This window comes from Cupriavidus sp. OV096 (genome assembly GCF_900115455.1).
Classification (GTDB): Bacteria; Pseudomonadota; Gammaproteobacteria; order Burkholderiales; family Burkholderiaceae; genus Cupriavidus.
Map to the genome: position 1 here is coordinate 212,385 of NZ_FOWM01000002.1, position 21,032 is coordinate 233,416.

Consider the following 21,032-nt stretch of genomic DNA (forward strand, 5'->3'; position numbering starts at 1 on the left):
CCTTCCCGGGTCGGATCTATCTATATAGAGCCGCCCGGGCCACCGCCCACGCCGAACCCGCCGCCGCAGTACCGCCATGACCGAAATCCGCAACGTCGAACTGGAAATCGGCCGCTTCCGCATCCGCGTGGCGGCTGCCGCCCTGTTTACGGTGATCTGCTTCGGGCTGCTGTTCACCCGCTTCCTGTGGCTGCAGTGGTACAAGCACGACCAGTACTCGGCCAAGGCCGAGGACAACCGGATCTCGGTGGCGCCGATCGAGCCCAATCGCGGCATCATCATGGACCGCAACGGCGTGATCCTGGCGCGCAACTATTCGGCCTACACGCTGGAAATCACGCCGTCGAAGCTGACCGATACCCTCGACAACACGATTGAGTCGCTTTCGTCACTTGTCGATATCCAGCCGCGTGACCGTCGCCGCTTCAAGCGGCTGCTGGAGGAATCGCGCAGCTTCGAAAGCCTGCCGATCCGCAGCCAGCTTTCCGACGAGGAAGTGGCCAAGTTCTCCGCCCAGCGCTTCCGTTTTCCCGGCGTGGATGTGCGCGCGCGGCTGTTCCGCCAGTACCCGCTCGGCGAATCGGCCAGCCACGTGATCGGCTACCTGGGGCGCATCTCGCAGCGCGACCAGGAGCGGATCGATGCGATGGACGAGGCCAACGACGCCGAGGGCGCCAAGTACGATCCGCGCAAGGACGCCGACAACTACAAGGGCACCAACTACATCGGCAAGATCGGCCTGGAGCAGAGCTACGAGGCCGAACTGCACGGGCTGACCGGCTTCGAGGAAGTGGAAGTGAGCGCGGGCGGGCGGCCGATCCGCACGCTGTCCACCTCGCCGGCCACGCCGGGCAACAACCTGATCCTGTCGCTGGACATCCGCCTCCAGCAACTGGCCGAGCAGCTGTTTGGCGACCGGCGCGGTGCGCTGGTGGCGATCGAGCCGGCCACGGGCGACATCCTGGCCTTCGTCTCCAAGCCGACCTACGACCCGAACCTGTTCGTGGAAGGCATCGACTCGAAGACCTGGGACGAACTCAACAGCTCGCCGGACAAGCCGCTGCTGAACCGCCCGCTGCGCGGCACCTATCCGCCCGGCTCCACCTACAAGCCGTTCATGGCGCTGGCGGCGCTGACCATCGGCAAGCGCACGGCCGCCTGGGGCATGCACGATCCGGGCTTCTTCACGCTGGGCAACCACACCTTCCGCGACGACAAGCCGGGCGGCCACGGCTGGGTGGACATGCAGGCGTCCATCGTGCAGTCCTGCGACACCTATTACTACGCGCTGGCGCGCGACATGGGCGTCAACGGCATCCACGACTTCATGAAGCCGCTCGGGTTCGGCCAGATCACGGGTATCGACATCGAGGGCGAAAGCCGCGGCATCCTGCCGTCCACCGAGTGGAAGCGCAAGGCGTACCGCAAGCCCGAGCAGCAGAAGTGGTATGACGGCGAGACCATCTCGCTGGGCATCGGGCAGGGCTACAACAGCTTCACGATCCTGCAACTGGCCAATGCGGTGTCGATCATCGTCAACAATGGCGCGGCGATGAAGCCCCACCTGGTGAAGGCGGTGGAGGATTCGGTCTCGCGCCAGCGGACGCTGACCGTGCCCAAGGAAAGCTATCGGATTCCGCTCAAGCAGGCCGATATCGACGTGATCAAGAAGGCCATGGTGGCCGTGACGCACTCGGGCACTGCCGCGCGCGTGTTCGCGGGCGCGGCCTACGAATCGGCCGGCAAGACCGGCACGGCGCAGACCTACACGCTGGCCAAGGGCGAGAAGTACAACCACCATGCCATCGACGAGCGAAAGCGCGACCACTCGCTCTATACCGCGTTCGCGCCGGCGGACAACCCGAAGATCGCGCTGGCGCTGATCGTCGAGAACGCCGGCTTCGGCGCGGCCGTGGCGGCGCCGATCGCGCGGAAGGTGATGGATTACTACCTGCTCGGCAAGTGGCCCGAGGAGTTGCAGGCCAACGCGCCGCCGCCGGCCGAGCGCGAGCGCGCGGGCGGCAAGCCGCCGGTGGACACGCCGAGCGTGTTCACCACCGGCCTGACGGCGAACGTGGCGACGGCCACGGTGATGGCCAATGCGCCGGTGAGCGCGGCCTCGGGCGCGGATGCCAGTGCTGCGGGGGCGAGTGCAGCCCTGGCGGGGGCTTCCGGCGCCACCGTGGCATCGGGCGCCGGCGCGCGCGGCGCGTCGGAATCGATCGCCGCCCAGCTTGACCCGGCCGCCATCGCGCCGGCCTCGGCCGTGGCCACGCTCGACGAACGGATGCTCCAGGCGCTTGGCCACAGCAAGCCGGCCGCGCCGGCTCCGGTGCCGGTCCCGGCACCCGCCGCGCGCCCCGCACCCGCCTCGGCGCCTGCGCCGGCCAAGCCACGCGTCCGGCCGGTCAGCACGACGGCACCCGCCCCCCGTAACAATGCTTCAGAGTAAAGGAGACGGGCACCATGGATAAACGCCGCGTCGTGTCCGTGATCCGGACGGCCCTCACGGGCTTCGACAAGCCGCTGGCCCTGATCGTCTTCCTGCTGTTCGCCACCGGTATCGTGGCGCTGTACTCGGCCGCCATCGACATGCCGGGCCGCGTGGAAGACCAGCTGCGCAACATCCTGCTCTCGTACGCAGTGATGATGGTGATCGCCTACATGCCGACCCAGCTGCTGATGCGGGTCGCCGTCCCCCTATATACAGTGGGCGTGGCGCTGCTGATTGCCGTGGCGATGTTCGGCCTGATCCGCAAGGGCGCGCGGCGCTGGCTCAACGTGGGCATGGTGATCCAGCCGTCCGAGATCATGAAGATCTCGATGCCGCTGATGCTGGCGTGGTACTTCCAGAAGCGCGAGGGCGTGGTCAAGTGGTTCGACTTTGTCGTGGCGCTGGTCATGCTCGGCATTCCGGTGGGGCTGATCGCCAAGCAGCCTGACCTTGGCACGGCGCTGCTGGTGCTGGCCGCCGGCCTCTATGTGATCTATTTCGCCGGGCTGACCTGGAAGATCATCCTGCCGCTGCTGGCCATCGGCGTGGTGGCGGTCACGCTGCTGATCTCCTATGAAAGCCAGATCTGCGCCCCGGGCGTGAACTGGCCGGTCCTGCACGACTACCAGCAGCACCGCGTCTGCACGCTGCTGGACCCCACCACCGACCCGCTCGGCAAGGGCTTCCACACCATCCAGTCGATTATCGCCATCGGTTCGGGCGGCGTGACCGGCAAGGGCTGGCTCAAGGGCACCCAGACCCACCTGGAATTCATCCCCGAGAAGCACACCGACTTCATCTTCGCGGTGTTCTCGGAGGAATTCGGCCTGATCGGCAACGCGGTGCTGCTGGTGCTGTACCTGATGCTGATCTTCCGCGGGCTGTATATTGCCGCCAATGCGCCGACGCTGTTCTCGCGGCTGCTGGCGGGTTCCATCACGCTGATCTTCTTCACCTACGCTTTCGTGAACATGGGCATGGTGAGCGGGATCCTGCCCGTGGTGGGCGTGCCGCTGCCGCTGCTCAGTTATGGCGGGACGGCGCTGGTGACGCTGGGCATGGGGATCGGCATCCTGATGAGCATTTCGCGCCAGAAGCGGCTGATCCAGACCTAGCAGTGCCGTTTGCTACACTGCCATCCGAAAAATACTCCGGTAGAAGCTTATGAACGCCCAAGATGTCGCCGCCTGGCTGCAGAGCAATCCGCAGTTCTTCGAGGAACACGCCGAACTGCTGGCCGCGGTGCAGCTGACCAGCCCGCATAGCCATCGCGCCGTGTCGCTGCAGGAGCGCCAGATGGAAATCCTGCGCGAGAAGAACAAGGGGCTGGAGCTGAAGCTGGCCGACCTGGTCCGCCACGGGCACGACAACGACCGCACCCAGCAGCGCATGCACGCCTGGCAGCTCCGCCTGCTGGCCGAGGCCGACTCGCACGCGCTGCCGTACACGGTGCAGGACGGCCTGCAGCAGGTGTTCGACGTGCCGGCCGTGGCGCTGCGCGTGTGGAACGTCGGCGAAGCCTTTACGCACATCGAAGTGGCGCAGGGCGCCAGCGACGACCTGCGCCTGTTCGCCGAAGGGCTGCGCGCGCCGTACTGCGGCCCGAACAGCGGCTTCGAGGCCGCCGCGCTGCTCGAGCGTGACGACATCGCCTCGCTGGCGATGGTGGCGCTGCGCGTGCCGACCCGCCCGGACGAAGACGCGCTGGGCGCCACCTTCGGCCTGCTGGTGCTGGGCTCGCCCGATGCGCGCCGCTTCCACGAAGGCATGGGCACGGCCTACCTGGGCCAGATCGGCGAAGTCGCCGGCGCCGCGCTGAACCGCCTGCGCGACTGACATGTCCCGCCGCCCGCCATCGGATAGCGAGGCACCGGACCCCAAGCCGGTGCCCGATCCGCTGGTGGTGCGCTACCTCGACTGGCTGGCCACCGGCCGCAAGCTGGCCGAACACACGCTGGCCAGCTACGGCCACGACCTCTCCGTGCTCCAGACCCACGCCGCGCGCCACGCGCCGGGCGTGGCGCTGCTGGCGCTCGAAACCCATCACATCCGGTCCTTCGCCGCGCGCATGCACGGCGGCGGCCTGTCCGCGCGGACCATCGCCCGCACGCTTTCCGCCTGGCGCGGCTTCTACCTGTGGGCGGCGCGCCATGGCCATGGCGTGGCGGTGAATCCTGTCGATGGGGTGCGCGCGCCCAAGCGCGGCCAGCCGCTGCCCAAGGCGCTGTCGGTGGAGCACGCGGTGGCGCTGGTCGCCCATCGCCCCGGCGACTCGGCCGAGGCGCGGCGCGACCAGGCGGTCTTCGAACTGTTCTATTCGAGCGGGCTGCGGCTGTCGGAGCTGGTGCAGCTCGACCTGCGCTACACCGAGGATGGCGCGTACCGCTCGATCGGCTGGATCGACCTGGCGGGCGCCGAGGTCACCGTGATCGGCAAGGGCTCGCGCCGGCGCTCGGTGCCGGTCGGCAGCAAGGCGATGGAGGCGCTGCGGGCGTGGCTGGCCGTGCGCGACACGCTGCTGCGCCCCGGCGCAGCGCCCGAGGACGCCCACGCGCTGTTCCTCGGCACGCGCGGCAAGCGGCTGTCCGGGGCCACCGTGCAGTCGCGCATCCGCAAGCAGGCGATGTCGGCCGGCGTGCCGACCCACGTGCATCCGCACATGCTGCGCCACTCATTCGCCACGCATATGCTCCAATCGTCAGGCGACCTGCGCGCGGTGCAGGAGATGCTCGGCCACGCCAGCATCGCCACGACGCAGGTCTACACCTCGCTCGACTTCCAGCATCTGGCCAAGGTCTACGACCAGGCCCACCCGCGCGCGGGGCGTGCAAAGACTGCCACGCCGGCACCTGCGAAACCTTCGGACAAAGACGAGAAGTAGGGCGCTGGCCTAGTCAGACCACTGCGACAAAATGTTGCGAAAGCGCTCCATCTCGGGCAGCAGCCACTGGCGGAACGCCTGCACCTTCGGCAATTCCAGGCTGGCCTGCGTGCTGACGAAGTACAGCAGCCACGGGCAGACGATGCTCACGTCGAACAGCCGCACCACGCGGCCGGAGAGCAGGTCGTTGTAGGCCAGCGAGGAGCGGATCAGCGCGATGCCCTGGCCCTCGGCGGCGGCCTGCAGCAGCAGCGAGGAATCCTGCAGCAGCAGGCCCTTGCGCGGCTCGGGCCAGTCCAGCCCGGCGGCTTCGAACCACGGTTGCCACGGATCGCCCTCGCCGCGCAGCAGCGGCATGCCGGCCATGTGCGCCGGCTGTTCGGGCAGGCGGCCACCGTTGAAATCGGGGCTGCACACGGGAAAGAACACATCGTCGAGCAGCCGTTCCACGTACAGGCCGGGGTAGTCGCCGTTGCCCATGCGCAGCGCGATGTCCACTTCCTCATTGGCGAAGTCGACCAGCGAGTTCGAGGACAGCAGCTCCACGTCCAGCTCCGGATGCTGCTCGATAAAGCTGCCAATGCGCGGCGTGAGCCAGCGCGCGGCGAAGGACGGCATGGTGCTGATGGTCAGCCGCTTGTCGCGGTTGCCGGCCTGGAGCACGCGCGTGGCATCGGCGATCTGCAACAGCGCGTCGCGCACGCGCTCGGCGTAGACCCGGCCGTTGGCGGTCAGCATCACCCGCTTGCCGCGCCGCTCGAACAGCAACTGGCCCAGTTCCTCCTCCAGCGCGCGGACCTGGTGGCTGACGGCGCCATGGGTGACGAACAACTCCGCCGCCGCGCGGGAAAAGCTCTCGTGGCGGGCGGCGGCCTCGAAGGCGCGCAGCGCGGAGAGCGCCGGCAGGCGTGGGAAATCGCGCTTCCAGCGCTGTCCATTGTCGGGATTCCAGCTGCCGCTCCAGACCATGATGCGAGTTCTCTATGTGAGTTTGGCTAACAAGACACAAGAATATATATCGTTTTGATAGTGCTAGGGCAATCACTAGAATGCAATGCACCGGAACCGCTTGTCAGCGCCCCCTAACTGGCCCGGTCCAATATCCAGGCCAGTTCCGGCGCATCTGACCAGTCAGCGGGCACCCGGCACACGGAGAAAGCCATCATGAAAGCATTGCTCACAACGACAGTGTTCACCCTCGTCCCTGGCGAAGTCACCAGCCTCTCGCTCCATGCTGCCCAGCGTCTTTTTGTGGAAGACGCCAAAGCCACGGACGTGTGGGTGACCCGCGAGAACGACTCGGAGGATTACTGGCTCCGTTGTGGCGGCAGCCTGTTGCTCCGGCGCGGCGACGAGATCGTGATCAGCGTGGACTCGCGCGCGACCCGCCCGGTCAGGCTGGCGCTGATTGCGGAAGCACGCCGCCCGGCGGCGACCGTGGCGGACCTGCCACACCTCGTGTATCGCGCCGTGAGGCGTTTGGTTCGAGGGACCGAATGGACACCGGGCCAGGATCAGGTCACGGCCTCCTGAACTGAGGCTGGTCTGGCCGCCCAGGCCGGACCGGGAGGCCGAATGCGAGACTCCGCCATGACCGGGGTCGCCCACCAGGGGCCGGCGGATGCCGGCCCTTTTCGTTACACTCTCGGGCATGCATGCCATTCAAGTCATCGAACGGGGTCTGGAGCCGTACGCGCCCTGTTTCGACGCCATGCGCGCCTATACCGAGGCCCGCACGCCCGACACGCCGGACCAGATCTGGCTGGTCGAGCACCCGCCGGTCTACACGCTCGGCCAGGCCGGGGACCCCGCGCACCTGCTCTCGCCCGACGCCGCCATCCCCGTCGTCAAGATCGATCGTGGCGGACAGATCACTTATCACGGCCCGGGCCAGGTCGTGGCCTACCTGCTGCTCGACCTGCGTCGTCGCCACCTGATGGTGCGCGAGCTGGTGACCGATATCGAGCAGGCGGTGCTGGACACGCTCGCGGCGTATAATCTCGCAGCCGAACGCAAGCCCGGCGCCCCCGGCATCTACCTGTCGGACGGACCGCACCAGGGCGCCAAGATTGCCGCGCTCGGCCTCAAGATCCGCAACGGCTGCAGCTATCACGGCGTCAGCCTCAACGTGCAGATGGACCTCTCACCGTTCCTTCGCATCAACCCCTGCGGCTATGCCGGACTGGAAACAGTCGACATGGCCAGCGCGGGCGCCACCGTGCCGGGGGCAGACGAAGCCGGAGGAACGCCATCGACGCTGGGTGCCACGACGAATGCCACGAACGGCGCCGTCACTGCGGCCCACTACCCCGAAATCGCGCGACGCCTGGCGGCGGCCCTGTGCGAGGTGCTGGCGGCGCGCGAAGCGCGTGCCCCGGTGCGCGGGAATGCCGCCGCCGAGGCCGCCTGAGCACAGCGATGGCGTACCCGGCCCCGATTCACAGCCAAGTCCACAGCCAAACATGCACGCGGCCAAGCGTGCGGAGAACAGTATGAGCGACGCCCTGATCGCCACGTCCAGCGAAGCCCCGCAATCCCCTGCCGAGTACGATCCGACCCGCAAGCAGAAGTCGGCCGACAAGACCGCGCGCATCCCCATCAAGATCGTGCCGGCCGAGAAGCTGAAGAAGCCGGAGTGGATCCGCGTGAAGGCGGCAACCGGCAACTCGCGTTTCTACGAGATCAAGGACATCCTGCGCGCGAACAACCTCGTCACGGTGTGCGAGGAAGCGAGCTGCCCGAACATCGGCGAGTGCTTCGGCAAGGGCACGGCGACGTTCATGATCATGGGCGACAAGTGCACGCGCCGCTGCCCGTTCTGCGACGTGGGCCATGGCCGCCCCGATCCGCTCGACGTGAACGAGCCGGGCAACCTGGCGCGCACCATCGCCCAGTTGAAGCTGAACTACGTGGTGATCACCAGCGTGGACCGCGACGACCTGCGTGACGGCGGCGCCCAGCATTACGTGGATTGCATCTCGCAGACCCGCGCGCTGTCGCCGGCCACCCGCATCGAGGTGCTGGTGCCTGACTTCCGCGGCCGTCTGGACAAGGCGCTGGACGTGCTTCAGGCCGCCCCGCCCGACGTGATGAACCACAACATGGAAACCGTGCCGCGCCTGTACAAGCAGGCGCGTCCGGGCGCCGACTACGCGCACTCGCTCAAGCTGCTGCAGGAGTTCAAGCGCCGCAATCCGCACCTGCCGACCAAGTCGGGCCTGATGGTGGGCCTGGGCGAGACTGACGAGGAAATCCTCGAAGTCATGCGCGACATGCGCGCCCACGATATCGACATGCTGACCATCGGCCAGTATCTGGCGCCGTCGAACCATCACCTGCCGGTGATGCGCTACGTGCATCCGGACACCTTCAAGATGTTCGAGGAAGAGGCCTACAAGATGGGCTTCACCCACGCCGCCGTGGGCGCCATGGTGCGCAGCTCCTACCACGCCGACCAGCAGGCGCATCAGGCCGGGTTTGCCTGAAGCAAAACAAAGCACGCAGGTAGCAGGATCAAAGAAGGCCGGGACACGCTCCCGGCCTTTTTTATTGCCTATTGTTCCGACAGGCAGGCAAGCGGCGCCTTGAATGTCTGCGCACCGCCTTTCAACCACCTTTCACATTAAGCGCAGCAAAAATCACTTATTCCCCGTCTTGGCGACATCTTGTCGCTAACGGTGCATAACATCCTAGGGACAACCCCGAGTGCTGGGCGTTGGCATGTTTCGTTATGATGAATTTATCGATAAATCGTCGATGAAATACGGCTGAGTCACATTCGGTCCGACGCCATCCGACCTCTTCCTCACAGGTTGCCCCCACATGCCCGATTGCACCGTCCATCGCCTGGCCGAGCAGGCGCTGCTCTATAGCGTGGCGCCGCCCGCTTCGCTCGATGTCCAGCGCCGCATCTGGGCCATGGCCGAGCGCGCCGCCGACTGGCGCGGCGTAGTGGACGTGGTGCCGGGCATGAACAATCTCACCCTGGTGTTCGACGACACCGCCGACGTGGCCGCGCTGGAGCGCAATCTGAAGGTGGCGTGGGCCTCCGGCGAGACGCGCAACGCCACCGGCAAGCTGGTGGAGATTCCCGTGCGCTACGGCGGCGAGTTCGGCCCCGATCTGGCCGATGTGGCCGCGCACACGGGCATGACGCCGCAGGAAGTGGTGCGCCGGCATGCGGCCGGCGAGTACGTGGTGTATTTCCTTGGCTTCCAGCCCGGCTTCGCCTATATGGGCGGGATGGTCCCCGAACTGGCCACGCCGCGCCGCCGCGAGCCGCGCCTGGCCGTGCCGGCCGGTGCCGTGGGCATCGGCGGCGAGCAGACCGGCATCTATCCGGCCGTGCTGCCCGGCGGCTGGCAGTTGATCGGCCATACCGACGCCCAGCTCTTCGTGGCGGACCGCGATCCGCCGTCCCTGTTCGCGCCGGGTGACACCGTGCGCTTCATCGTCGAGGAGTATCTGGCGTGATCGAAATCATTCGTCCCGGCGCGCAGGCGTCCGTGCAGGATCTCGGCCGGGTGGGCTTCCGACGCTTCGGGGTGGGCCGCTCGGGCGCGGCGGACAGTCTGGCGCTCCAGGTGGGCAACCGGCTGCTCGGCAACGCGGCCGGCGCCGCCGGCATCGAATTCACGCTGGGCCGCGCGGCCATGCGCTTCCATGTCGATATGCGCGTGGCGCTGGTCGGGGCCGAGTGCGGCGCCAACCTGGACGGCGTGCCGGTCTGGTGCTGGCATGCCTTCGATGTGCATCGCGGCGAGACCCTGACGCTGCCGTCCCCGCGCGGTGGCACCCGCACCTACCTCTGCGTGGCGGGCGGCATCGATGTGCCGCTGGTCATGAACTCCCGTAGCACGGATCTGAAGTCCGGCTATGGCGGCTTCGAGGGCCGCGTGCTGCGCGAAGGCGACAAGCTGCCCGCCGGCCGTCCGGGCCTGGACGAGGAACGCGACTGGCTCGGCGTGGCCGCACCCGGTTGGGCGCTGCCCGTGAACCGCATCGACGACGCCTGGGCCATCCGCATGCTGCCCGGCCCCGAATATCCCGATTTTGAACCCGCCGCGCAGGCCGCGCTGTGGCAGTCCGACTGGACCATCACGCCGCAGAGCAACCGCATGGGCCTGCGCCTGCAGGGCCCCGCGCTGGCGCGTCGCGCCGAGCGCAGCGGCGACCTGCTCTCGCACGGCGTGGTGCCGGGCGTGATGCAGGTGCCGCCGGCCGGCCAGCCCATCGCCCTGATGAGCGATGCGCAGACCACGGGCGGCTATCCGAAGATTGGCGTCGTGATCGGCGCCGACCTCTGGCGGCTGGCGCAGGTGCCGCTCGGCGCGTCCGTGCGCTTCGTGCAGGCCACGCTGGACGAGGCCGCCGCCGCGCAGGCGGAGCTGGACCGCTATCTGCGGCAGATCGACCAGGCGCTGCAATGGCAGGGCGATGGCATGAAGATCGCCGCGCGCCGCCGCACCACCACGCGCTTCGTGGCGTAACCGGGCTGGACCCCACCGTACAAGGAGAACCCCCATGCAAATCGACCTGAACGCCGACCTGGGCGAAGGCTGCGGCAACGACGAAGCCCTGCTGGCACTGATCAGCTCCGCCAACGTGGCCTGCGGCTGGCACGCCGGCGATGCCGCCACCATGCTCCAGACCGTGAAGTGGGCCATCGCCAACAACGTGGCGATTGGCGCGCACCCGAGCTTCCCGGACCGCGAGAACTTCGGCCGCACCGAGATGCAGCGCGACCCGGAAGCCGTCTACGCCGACGTCCTGTACCAGATCGGCGCGCTCGACGCCATCGTGCGCGCCCAGGGCGGCCAGCTCGCCCACGTGAAGCCGCATGGCGCGCTCTACAACATGGCCGTGCGCGATGAAAAACTCTGCGCCGCCATCGTACGGGCCGTGCGCGACTACAACCCCGACCTCGTCTTCTTCGGCCTGGCCAACAGCCGCATGATCACCATGGCGCGCGACGCCGGGCTGCAGGTGAAGGAAGAAGTGTTCGCCGACCGTGGCTACAACCCCGACGGCACGCTGGTCAAGCGCGGCACGCCGGGCGCGCTGCACGACGACGAGGAAGTTGCCCTGGACCAGACCCTGTCGATGGTGCGCGACCAACGCGTGCGCGCCATCGACGGCACCTGGGTACCGATCCGCGCCGAAACCGTGTGTCTGCACGGCGACGGCGCCCACGCGCTTGCCTTCGCGCGCCGCATCCGGGAACGGCTCGGCGCGGAAGGCATCGCCATCCGGGCTGGTGCCTGACGGGCGCCCGCCCGCCGGCGCTGGCTTTGCTCCACCGTTAGCTTCACCTTCTATCTGGTGTTACCCATGGAATCGGCTGTCAATCTTTGGCCCCTGCTCGGGGTCGGCGTCATCGTCATCGGCTTTGTCCTGCGGTTCAATCCCATGCTGGTGGTGGCGCTTGCCGCCATCGTCACGGGGCTGACCGCTTCCATGCCGCTGATGCAGATCTTCACCGCGATCGGCACGGCCTTCGTCAAGGCGCGCAACCTGCCGCTGATCATCCTGCTGCCGCTGGCCGTGATCGGCCTGCTCGAGCGCCACGGCCTGCGGGAGCACGCGCAGGCGTGGATCTCGCGCATCGCCTCGGCCACGGTGGGCCGCCTGCTGATCGTCTACCTCGCCGTGCGCGAGCTGACCGCCGCCGTGGGGCTGACCAGCCTGGGCGGACATCCGCAGATGGTGCGTCCGCTGCTGGCCCCGATGGCCGAAGGTGCGGCCGAGAACCGCTTCGGGCACCTGCCCGAGCCGGTGCGCCAGCGCGTGCTGGCCTTCTGCGCCGCCACCGACAACGTGGGCCTGTTCTTCGGCGAGGACATCTTCGTGGCCTTCGGTGCCATCGCGCTGATGCACACCTTCCTGCTGTCGTCGAACATCGACGTGGAGCCGCTGCACATCGCCGTCTGGGGCATTCCCACCGCGATCTGCGCGTTCCTGATCCACGCGGTGCGCCTGAAGCGGCTGGACGGCTGGCTCGAGCGCGAACTGGGCAAGACGCCGGCGGGGACGCCGGCCACGTCCGCCGCATCCGGCAAGGTTGGGGAGTAAGCCATGATCGTATCCATCGACTATCTCTACTGGCTGGCCGGCTTCGTGCTGGCGATTACCGCCCTGATGACGTTCACGGACAAGACGCACCCGCGTCGCCTGTCCACCGGCCTGTTCTGGGCGCTGTACGCGGCCATCTTCCTGATTGGCGACAAGATCCCGCCGGCCATCGTCGGCATCGCCGCCGTGCTGATGGCGCTGATCGCCGGCTTCGGCGGCGTGGGCCACGGCAAGCACGGCACGCTGCCCGAGTCGGAGCGCCGCGCCAGCGCCAAGCGCCTGGGCAACAAGCTGTTCATCCCGGCGCTGCTGATTCCGCTGGTGACCGTGATCGGCACGGTGCTGTTCAAGGACGTGAAGCTGGCCGGCGTGCCGCTGCTCGATCCGAAGAACGTGACGTTCGTGTCGCTCGGCATTGGCTGCCTGGTTTCGCTGGCCGTGGTGTGCTGGCTGACGCGTGACACCGTGACGCAAGGCATGCGCGAGTCGCGCCGGCTGATCGAGTCGCTGGGCTGGGCGCTGGTGCTGCCGCAGATGCTGGCGATGCTGGGCCTGGTCTTCGCGGACGCCGGCGTGGGCAAGGCCGTGGCGCACCTGGCCACCGCCTACATCAACATGGACTACAAGCTGGTGGCCGTGGCGGTGTACTGCGTGGGCATGGCGCTGTTCACGGTGATCATGGGCAACGGGTTTGCCGCGTTCCCGGTGATGACCGGCGGCGTGGGCGTGCCCATCCTGGTGGGCATGTTCGGCGCCAATCCGGCCGTGATGGCGGCCATCGGCATGTTCTCGGGCTACTGCGGGACGCTGATGACGCCGATGGCGGCCAACTTCAACATCGTCCCGGCGGCGCTGCTGGAGCTGGACGACAAGAACGCGGTCATCCGCGCGCAGGTGCCGTCGGCGCTGGCCATCCTGGCGGCCAATATCGTCCTGCTGTACTTCCTGATGTAACTGATGGAGACACGCACTATGCGTACCGCCCAGCGAACCGTATTACTTACCGGCTTCGAGCCGTTCGACAAGGAACCGGTCAACCCGTCATGGGAGGCGGTGCGGGCGCTGGACGGCCAGCAGGTGGGCGATGCGATCATCGTCGCCCGCCAGCTGCCGTGCGTGTTCGGCGCGGCCATCGAGGCGATGTCGGCGCTGCTGGCGTCGGTGAAGCCGGATGTGGCGATTGCGGTCGGCCAGGCTGGTGGCCGCACGGAATTGTCGATCGAACGCGTGGCGATCAATGTCGACGATGCGCGCATCGCCGACAACGCCGGCGCGCAGCCGATCGACCTGACCATTGCCGCCGATGGCCCGGCCGCCTACTTCGCCACGCTGCCGATCAAGGCCATCGTGCGCGACCTGCGCGCGGCGGGCGTGCCGGCGATGGTGTCGCAGACTGCCGGCACCTTTGTCTGCAACCACGTGTTCTACGGGCTGATGGATGGCATCGCACGGCACGGCCTGACCGGCACGCGCGGCGGCTTCATCCACATTCCCTATCTGCCGGAACAGGCGGCGCGGCATCCCGGCGCGCCGAGCCTGGCGCTGGACACGCTGATCGCCGGCCTGCGGGTGGCGGTGCAGACCACGCTGACCACCGACGCGGATATCCGCGAGCAGGGCGGCCAGCTCCACTAAATCGATTCGATTGGGATCAGGGCTGGCCCGGACCCGGGCCGGCATCCACCTGCCGGTCCGTCGCCGCCGCCACGGCGCGCGCCGTGGCACGGCGCCGGGCTAGCCGCTGCAGCCGCCGGCGCATGCTCATCTGCTCCACGCGCCACAGCACATAGAAGAACGCCGCGAACGGCCACAGCCAGCCAAGCCACTGGGCCAGGCTGTTGAAGTGCACGAAACGTCCCATGCGCCAGCCTTGCTCCGAAATCCACGCATAGGGATTCGCCGGCAGCACGTTGGTCAGCACTACCAGCCCCGCCAGCGCCACGATGGCCAGCAGCGCGCGCAGCCAGCGTGGCAGGCGCAGCAGCAGCACCAGCACCAGCGAACTCGTGGTCAGCGCGAAGCGGCCCCCCTCGGACAGCCAGTTGAAGGTGTTGTCGTCCGCGAACTGCAACTCGGCCACGGTGGCCTTGAGCAGCAACGCGAAGGCGAGCAGCCCGGCCAGGATGCGCAGCATCGGCGCGGTGCGCCGCATCGCCAGCGAGGCGAACAGCCCCGTGCCGATCCAGCTGCACGCGGTCACCATGGTTTCCAGCATCAGCTGGGCCTGCATGTCGTCGGGCCGCAGTCCCACGTTGTTCTGCCAATCGAGCAGGGCGGGGAAGTAGCCCTGCAGGATCTCCATCGGCCAGGAATCGGGGTCGGTCAGCCATTCCCGCACGATGCCGCCCATGCCGAACAGGTGCTCCTGCGGAAAGATCTGCGCGAACGGCCACAGCAGCACCAGCAGGATCGCAAAGCTCGCATGGGGCTCGAACCACGCCATGCGCAGGCGCGTGAGCGTGCCGCGATCCACCAGCGCGCTGGTGAACGGCGCCACCATGGCCGCGCCCAGCAGCGCGCCGAGCGCGTTGGTGATCAGGTCGATATTCGACGAGATCCGGCTCGGCAGCCAGGTCTGCAACGCCTCCATGACCGCCGACAGCAGCGCGCCGGCCACCAGCGCGATCAGCGTGGCGCGCGCGCCCGAGATGCGCGGGTGCAGCGCCAGCACGACCAGCGCCCCGAACGGGCAATAGCCGAGCACGTTGGTAATCAGGTCGAACTCGGTGATGTAGCGCGGCTTGGGCGCGGTCAGGAAGGCCAGCGGCGAGATGCCGTTATTGACCCATCCCGTGAACGGATAGAGGCTGGCGTAGGCCACCAGCAGCGTGAAGCAGATCAGGCCGACGCGCGCCAGCGGCGAGTGGCGCGGCAGCCAGCCGTCCAGCTCCGGCTGGCGCGGCTGCTGCGGTGGCTGCGGCGGCGGGGGCGGGGGAGATGTCGGGGGCGCGACCAGAGTCATGCGTGCGAATACAGGCCGCCGTTACGGCCGGGGCGGATTCGGTGACGGCGGCGCCGTCGGCAGCGGCACCGCATTGGCGCCGGGCGGGTTGGCGGCGGGCAGCGCGGCCGGGCCGGATGCCGTGGCGGCGGCCAGCGGCAGCGTGGCAGCCCAGTCGAGGATGGCGGCGATCACCGCGTCGCTGCTGGTGGAGAGCGCCTTGACGCCGCCGGCGCCATCGGCGCTGGGGGCGGGCTGCTCGGCCACGAAGGTCTTCTGGCCGATCAGGCCCTTGTGATAGACGGTGGCGCGCGCCCGCACCACGCCCCGGCTGGCGGTGGCGCTGTCGAACACCTGCTCGAAGGCGAGCAGGTCCACCTTGAGCGCCGGCACCGAGCCATCGCCGAACCACGTCAGCGCGCCGCGCCCGGACACCGCGTCGCGCAGGCGCGCATCGAACAGGCGGGGTGGCGAATCGACCCAGCGCTGCGTGGCATAGGCCTGCAGCCGCTGCGCCTGCGAGTATTGCAGGCGGTAGTAGAGCGACTGGTTGTCCATCCATACCGGGCCGTCGGTCTGGGCCACGCGCAGCTTGGGCAGCGGTGCGGGCGACTGCGACGGCGTGCCGGCCATCGGCCCGAGGTCATAGGTCAGCGCGGACGGCCCCGGCGACAGCGCGCTGCATCCGCCCAGTGCGAGCAGTGCGGCAAGGGCGGCGATTCGTACGAGTCCTACAGGCGTCATGGCGGAGTCCCGGTGGAAGTTGGGGCGAAGGGCAGGGCGATGGTCGATGATCATGGCGCGCTGAACCCCGCTTCGCCCGGGCCCGGCGTGGGCGAGGGGCCGCCGAACAGCACGCTGCTGGGCCGGTCGTTGAAGGTGCCGGCGGCGCGGTCGATGGTGCGCGCGGTCTGGCGGGCGTCGCGCGCCAGACCGTTCAGTTGCGGCAGGGTTTCCTCGCTCAGGATGCCGGCGGCCGACTGCACCGAGTCCGCCGCGCCCTGGAGGTTGGTGCCCACGCCGTTGACCGTGCGCAAGACCGTGCCGTTGGGGCTGGCCAGCTCGTCCGCCAGGCGCCGCGTGGAGACCAGCGTGGCGTTGAGGTTATCCACCGCCTGCGGCAGCTTGGCGGCGGCCGGCTGGAGCGAGGCGGACAGCTTCGAGTAATCCTCGGCCGTCTTGTGCACGGAGCGGATGGCGGCCATCAGCTCGTCGCGGTTGGTGGTCTGGAACATCTCGTTGAGCGAGGACATCAGCGTCTCGGTCTGCGTCAGCAGCGAGTCGCCACGCTTCTCCAGTTCCTCGAAGAAGCCCGGCCGCATGGCGATGCGCGCCGGCGCCCGCGCCGAGGTGGGCAGCGGCGGCGACGCCTTGTCGTTGCCGGCCTCGCGCGCGGTGTCATCGAGCTGCACGTAGGCGATCCCGGTCACGCCCTGGAAGCCCAGCGTGGCGTACGTCGTGCGGGTGATCGGCGTGTCCTGGTTCACGCTGATGCGCACGATGATCTGCCCCGGCACCTGCGGATCGAACTTGATCGACACCACCTTGCCCACGTCGAGCCCCCGATACTTCACATCGGCCTGCGGCCCGAGGCCGTTCACCGTGGAGCGGGTGATGAGGTCGTACGGCACGCGCACCGCGTGGTCGGAACTGAACCAGAACAGCGAGAACAGCACCAGCACGGCCAGTCCGATGGTGAAAACGCCGGCAAGGAAGGCGTTTGACTTGTTTTCCATCAGGTGTCTCCGGAAGGGGGGCGCGGCGCGTCGGGCCGGGTCGGGGCCGGCAGGGCCTGCAACGCGCGCTGGGCGCGGTCGCCCAGGAAGTATTCGCGAATGAAGGGGTGGTCCACCTTCACCAGTTCGGGGATCGGGGCGGCGGCCAGCACCTTGCGGTCGGCCAGCACGGCCACGCGGTCGGACAGTGCCACGAGGGTGTCGAGGTCGTGGGTGATCATCACCACGGTCAGGCCCAGCTCGCGCCGCAGTTCGCGGATCAGGTCCACGTAGTCGTCGGACGCCATCGGGTCCAGGCCGGCCGTGGGCTCATCGAGGAACACCAGTTCCGGCTCCAGCGCCAGCGCGCGGGCCAGCGCCACGCGCTTGACCATGCCGCCGGAGAGGTCGGCCGGCATCTTGTCGGCGTCCTTGGCGGACAGCCCCACCAGTTGCAGCTTGAGCAGCGAGGCCTGGCAGATCAGGTTGTCCGGCAGCGCGCGCAGCTCGCGCATGGGCAGCGCGATGTTGTCGATGACCGACAACGCCGAGAACAGCGCCCCGCGCTGGAACTGGAGCCCCCAGCGGTTGCGCAGCGCCTGCAGCTGCGCCGGCTTGAGCTTGGCGGGGCTTTCGCCGAAGACCTTGATGGTCCCCGACGTGGGCCGCTCCAGCCCCACGATCTGGCGCAGCAGCACGGTCTTGCCCGTGCCGGAGCCGCCCACGATGGACAGCACCTCGCCGCGATAGACATCAAGGTTGAGATGGTCATGCACGACGTTGTCGCCGTAGCGCTTGACCAGGTCGCGCACCTCGATGATCGCCTCGCGGCGGGCGGGGGAGGGATTGGCCGGATGGTTCATAGGCCTACGTCCTTGAACAGGATGGCGAAGATGGCGTCGGCGATGATGACCACGGTGATCGACGTGACCACCGAGGCTGTCGTGCCTTCGCCCAGGCTCTGCGTGTTCGGCCGGATGCGCAGGCCGAAGTGGCAGGCCGTCAGCGCAATCAGCATGCCGAACACCACGCCCTTGCCCAGCCCGAGCCAGAGGTTGGCCACCGGCACGGCCTCGGGCAGCTGGCGCAGGAAGAAGGCGTAGCTGATGCCAAGCTGGAACTGGGCGGCGGTCATGCCGCCGAGCAGCGCCATCAGGTCGGTCCAGGCCACCAGCAGCGGCATGGCCACGGCCAGCGCGATCACGCGCGGCATGATCAGCCGGAAGCCGTGCGAGATGCCCATCACCCGCATCGCATCGAGTTCCTCGGTCACGCGCATCACGCCGATCTGCGCGGTGATGGCGGACCCGGAGCGCCCGGCAATCAGGATGGCGGCCAGCACCGGCCCCAGTTCGCGGATCACGGCCATGCCCAGAATGTTGACGATGAACGTGCTGGCGCCGAAGGTGCGCAGCTGGTTGGCCGACAGGTAGGACAGCACGATGCCGATCAGGAAGCCCACCAGCGCCGTGATGCCCAGCGCCTTGTATCCCACGTTATAGACGTTGGCCGAAATCTCGCGCCATGGCCCCCGGTGCGGCGCGCGGGCGAAGCGCAGCAGGTCGAAGGTGAGCTGGCCGAGCATGGTCACCCCGATGGCGAACTGGGCGAAGAACGACAGCAGGCTCGCGCCGAGGATGGTGACCGGGTTGAAGCGATCCACCATGCGCTTCTTCCAGCCGTCGCGGCGCAGCGCGGCGATGCGGTCGAACACGCGGCGCTGGCCGTCGTTGAGTTCGACGTTCGCCGGCATCTTGCTGTTCCAGGCCTGCCAGATCAGTTGCGCGCCGATATGGTCGAGCCGGTTCACCCCGGCCAGCGACCACGCGGCGTGCTGGGGCGCCTCGGTCAATTCGTGCAACTGCGCGCGCAGCCCACGGGCTTCGTGGCAGCCGGCGAGCGCGAGTGCGGTCCAGTCCCCCTGCAGCGCGATGCTGCAGGCTCCGTCCTGGCGCGAAATCTCGATGGCCGGCGTCGATGGGCGATCCAAGGGTGAATCCAAAGGGGGGCGGCGATGTGATGGGGGAGTCTCGATTCTATGCTACCGGCCGTGACGTGGCGACCGGGCATCCTCTGACACGGCCACGCGGGGCTGTCCGACAGCCACGGGATCGGGCCAATCCGGCCAAATCGGGCGACGCGGCTACAATCGCGGCTAACTGCCCCAAGCCACCCTGACCCGCCCCGCATGACCGCGCCTCCCGACCGCCCCCACCCCAGCATTCCCAGCCTTGCCGACGATGCCGCCGCGCTGCCCGCGTGGCACATCGACGCCGGCGCGCTGCGCACCGCGCTGGACACCGGCCCCGCACGGGGTTGGACCGTGGAGGTGGTGGAGGAAACCGGCTCGACCAACGCCGACCTGACCCAGGCCTGCCGCAGCGCCGGCTGGGTGGAGGGCTGGGTGGAGGGGGACGAGCGCGCGCAGGTGCGCGTGGCCTATCGCCAGACCGCCGGGCGCGGCCGTCAGGGCCGGCCCTGGCAGGGGCAGGCGGGGCTGACCTTCTCGGTGGCCATGCCGCTGGCGCTGCCGCCGGCCCGCCTGAGTGGCCTGAGCCTGGCCGTGGGACTGGCGCTGGCGGAGGCGCTCGAGGACGTGAACCCCGCGCTCGGCACCCGCGTGGGCCTGAAATGGCCCAATGACCTTCAGATCGACGGCCGCAAGCTGGCCGGCATCCTGATCGAATCGGTGCCGGCGCGGCCCGGCGCGCTCTGGGCCGTGATCGGCATCGGCCTGAACCTGGTGCGCGATGCCCGTATGGAAGCCGCGCTGGGCCGCCCGCTGGCCGGTGTGGCCGAGGCGCTGCCGGGCTTCGACCCCGCCCACCATCCCACCGAGATCCTCGGCGCGGTGCTGAACCGGCTGGCGGCGATGCGCGCCGTGTTCCTGGCCGAAGGCTTCGCGCCGATGGCGGCCCGCTGGTCTGCGCGCGATGCCTTCCGCGACGAGCCGGTGCGCCTGCTGCACGACGGCACGCTGCTGGCCGAGGGCCTCGCCCGGGGCGTGGACGGCGACGGCCACCTGCTGCTGGAGACGGCGGACGGGCTGCAACGGATCGCCAGCGGCGAGGTGTCCTTGCGCGGAGCGGCGGCATGAGCGCGCGCCTGCTGATAGATATCGGCAATACCCGGCTCAAGTGGGCGTGGAGCACGGACGACACCGACGCGACCGCGCCGGCCGGCACCCTGCCCACCCCGTGGCGCCACGCGGGCGCCGCCACGCACGCCGCGCCGGCGGAACTGGCGGCGCTGGTCGGCACATGGCGGGGGCTGGCGGATGGCGGCGTGCCGTCGGTCTGGATCGCCAATGTGGCCGGGGCGGCGATTGGCAAGGCAGTGGCGGCGACGCTGGCCGACGCCTTCGGGGCCGCCCCCACGCTGCAATGGGTACGCACCACGGCCGCCCACGGCGACCTCGCCAACGGCTACCGCGAACCCACGCAACTGGGTGTGGACCGCTGGGTCGGCAGCATCGGCGCGCATCGCTGGCTGCCCGGCGAGACGCTGCTGATCGTCACGGCCGGCACGGCCACCACGCTGGACATCGTCACCACGCAGGCCGATGGCGGGGCACGCTTCGAGGGCGGGCTGATCCTGCCCGGGGTGGCGCTGATGCTCGGCTCGCTGGCCCGCAACACGGCCCAACTGCCGGCGCTCGACGTGCTCGACACCGGCGCGGGCGCCGCGCGGGCGGTGCGAGCGTTGGGCGCTGACAACACTCACGACGCCATTGCCGCCGGCTGTCTGGCCGCCCAGGCTGGCGCCGTGGAGCGCTCCTGGCGGGCGCTGGCCGAACGCGGGCCGGTGCGCTGCCTGCTTTCGGGCGGGGCGCGACAGGCGCTCTCCGGCGCACTCGCGATGCCGTTCGAGATGCACGATAATCTCGTGCTGCTTGGACTGCACGCGATGGCCACCGGGGCCTGAGGCAGC

At 68.8% G+C, this 21,032-nt stretch carries 21 protein-coding genes; 15 read left to right on the plus strand and 6 right to left on the minus strand.

Annotated elements, in window-relative coordinates; translation table 11 throughout:
- Nucleotides 1–76: 76 nt before the first annotated feature.
- Genes mrdA through BM115_RS04915 form a run of 4 tightly spaced genes read left to right on the plus strand, consistent with a single transcriptional unit; the run spans nt 77 to nt 5,375 of the window.
- Complete coding sequence (mrdA, locus tag BM115_RS04900; protein ID WP_092291238.1) at nt 77–2,452, plus strand: penicillin-binding protein 2; 2,376 nt, start codon at nt 77–79, stop codon at nt 2,450–2,452.
- A 14-nt stretch (nt 2,453–2,466) separates the two neighbouring features.
- On the plus strand, nt 2,467–3,609 hold the full coding sequence (gene rodA / locus BM115_RS04905) for a rod shape-determining protein RodA (protein ID WP_092291240.1): 1,143 nt from the start codon (nt 2,467–2,469) through the stop codon (nt 3,607–3,609).
- A gap of 49 nt (nt 3,610–3,658) precedes the next feature.
- Nucleotides 3,659–4,330 (plus strand): DUF484 family protein, encoded by a 672-nt coding sequence (locus BM115_RS04910; protein WP_092291242.1) that lies wholly within the window; start codon nt 3,659–3,661, stop codon nt 4,328–4,330.
- Between the two features lies 1 nt (nt 4,331).
- On the plus strand, nt 4,332–5,375 hold the full coding sequence (locus BM115_RS04915; protein ID WP_092291244.1) for a tyrosine recombinase XerC: 1,044 nt from the start codon (nt 4,332–4,334) through the stop codon (nt 5,373–5,375).
- 9 nt (nt 5,376–5,384) lie between these two features.
- Here BM115_RS04915 and BM115_RS04920 read toward each other — a convergent pair whose 3' ends face one another.
- Nucleotides 5,385–6,344: a transcriptional regulator GcvA gene (locus BM115_RS04920; RefSeq protein ID WP_092291246.1), complete on the minus strand. Its 960-nt coding sequence runs from the start codon at nt 6,342–6,344 to the stop codon at nt 5,385–5,387.
- Between the two features lie 195 nt (nt 6,345–6,539).
- On the opposite strand from BM115_RS04920, the gene BM115_RS04925 reads away from it, so the two are divergent.
- The 9 genes from BM115_RS04925 to pcp all read left to right on the plus strand — a co-directional run bounded on the left by BM115_RS04925 (nt 6,540) and on the right by pcp (nt 14,081).
- Complete coding sequence (locus BM115_RS04925; RefSeq protein WP_092291248.1) at nt 6,540–6,908, plus strand: DUF2917 domain-containing protein; 369 nt, start codon at nt 6,540–6,542, stop codon at nt 6,906–6,908.
- Nucleotides 6,909–7,026: 118 nt separating this feature from the next.
- On the plus strand, nt 7,027–7,785 hold the full coding sequence (gene lipB / locus BM115_RS04930) for a lipoyl(octanoyl) transferase LipB (RefSeq protein ID WP_092291250.1): 759 nt from the start codon (nt 7,027–7,029) through the stop codon (nt 7,783–7,785).
- Between the two features lie 82 nt (nt 7,786–7,867).
- Entirely contained in the window at nt 7,868–8,860 is a 993-nt protein-coding gene (gene lipA, locus BM115_RS04935) for a lipoyl synthase (RefSeq protein ID WP_092291252.1), read from the plus strand.
- Nucleotides 8,861–9,197: 337 nt separating this feature from the next.
- The gene (gene pxpB, locus BM115_RS04940; RefSeq protein WP_092291254.1) at nt 9,198–9,848 is read left to right on the plus strand and encodes a 5-oxoprolinase subunit PxpB; all 651 of its coding nucleotides are present in this window, start codon (nt 9,198–9,200) and stop codon (nt 9,846–9,848) included.
- Nucleotides 9,845–10,864 carry a 5-oxoprolinase subunit C family protein gene (locus BM115_RS04945; RefSeq protein WP_092291256.1) on the plus strand — a complete coding sequence of 340 codons (1,020 nt, stop codon included), beginning with the start codon at nt 9,845–9,847 and terminating at the stop codon, nt 10,862–10,864. The genes pxpB and BM115_RS04945 overlap by 4 nt, the downstream gene beginning before the upstream one ends.
- 34 nt (nt 10,865–10,898) lie before the next feature.
- Entirely contained in the window at nt 10,899–11,639 is a 741-nt protein-coding gene (gene pxpA, locus BM115_RS04950; protein ID WP_092291258.1) for a 5-oxoprolinase subunit PxpA, read from the plus strand.
- A gap of 66 nt (nt 11,640–11,705) precedes the next feature.
- Complete coding sequence (locus BM115_RS04955; RefSeq protein WP_092291261.1) at nt 11,706–12,446, plus strand: DUF969 domain-containing protein; 741 nt, start codon at nt 11,706–11,708, stop codon at nt 12,444–12,446.
- A 3-nt stretch (nt 12,447–12,449) separates the two neighbouring features.
- The gene (locus tag BM115_RS04960) at nt 12,450–13,400 is read left to right on the plus strand and encodes a DUF979 domain-containing protein (protein ID WP_092291263.1); all 951 of its coding nucleotides are present in this window, start codon (nt 12,450–12,452) and stop codon (nt 13,398–13,400) included.
- A gap of 18 nt (nt 13,401–13,418) precedes the next feature.
- Entirely contained in the window at nt 13,419–14,081 is a 663-nt protein-coding gene (gene pcp / locus BM115_RS04965; RefSeq protein ID WP_092291265.1) for a pyroglutamyl-peptidase I, read from the plus strand.
- Nucleotides 14,082–14,097: 16 nt separating this feature from the next.
- Here the strand turns inward: pcp and BM115_RS04970 are convergent, their stop codons facing one another.
- From BM115_RS04970 to BM115_RS04990, 5 genes are read right to left on the minus strand one after another with little or no spacing between them, the layout of a single operon-like run.
- Nucleotides 14,098–15,408 (minus strand): VanZ family protein, encoded by a 1,311-nt coding sequence (locus tag BM115_RS04970; protein ID WP_092291267.1) that lies wholly within the window; start codon nt 15,406–15,408, stop codon nt 14,098–14,100.
- Nucleotides 15,409–15,429: 21 nt separating this feature from the next.
- Nucleotides 15,430–16,131, minus strand: coding sequence for an ABC-type transport auxiliary lipoprotein family protein (locus BM115_RS04975; RefSeq protein WP_092292083.1), 702 nt, complete (start codon nt 16,129–16,131; stop codon nt 15,430–15,432).
- Nucleotides 16,132–16,181: 50 nt separating this feature from the next.
- Nucleotides 16,182–17,123, minus strand: coding sequence for an MlaD family protein (locus BM115_RS04980; protein WP_177219855.1), 942 nt, complete (start codon nt 17,121–17,123; stop codon nt 16,182–16,184).
- Nucleotides 17,123–17,965 carry an ABC transporter ATP-binding protein gene (locus BM115_RS04985; protein ID WP_092291271.1) on the minus strand — a complete coding sequence of 281 codons (843 nt, stop codon included), beginning with the start codon at nt 17,963–17,965 and terminating at the stop codon, nt 17,123–17,125. The genes BM115_RS04980 and BM115_RS04985 overlap by 1 nt, the downstream gene beginning before the upstream one ends.
- Complete coding sequence (locus BM115_RS04990) at nt 17,962–19,092, minus strand: MlaE family ABC transporter permease (protein ID WP_092291273.1); 1,131 nt, start codon at nt 19,090–19,092, stop codon at nt 17,962–17,964. The genes BM115_RS04985 and BM115_RS04990 overlap by 4 nt, the downstream gene beginning before the upstream one ends.
- Nucleotides 19,093–19,290: 198 nt before the next feature.
- Between BM115_RS04990 and BM115_RS04995 the strand changes: the two genes are divergently transcribed.
- A complete protein-coding gene (locus BM115_RS04995; RefSeq protein ID WP_092291275.1) occupies nt 19,291–20,199 on the plus strand; it encodes a biotin--[acetyl-CoA-carboxylase] ligase in 909 nt (302 codons plus the stop codon).
- Nucleotides 20,196–21,026: a type III pantothenate kinase gene (locus tag BM115_RS05000; protein WP_092291277.1), complete on the plus strand. Its 831-nt coding sequence runs from the start codon at nt 20,196–20,198 to the stop codon at nt 21,024–21,026. The genes BM115_RS04995 and BM115_RS05000 overlap by 4 nt, the downstream gene beginning before the upstream one ends.
- The last annotated feature ends 6 nt before the right edge of the window (nt 21,027–21,032 follow it).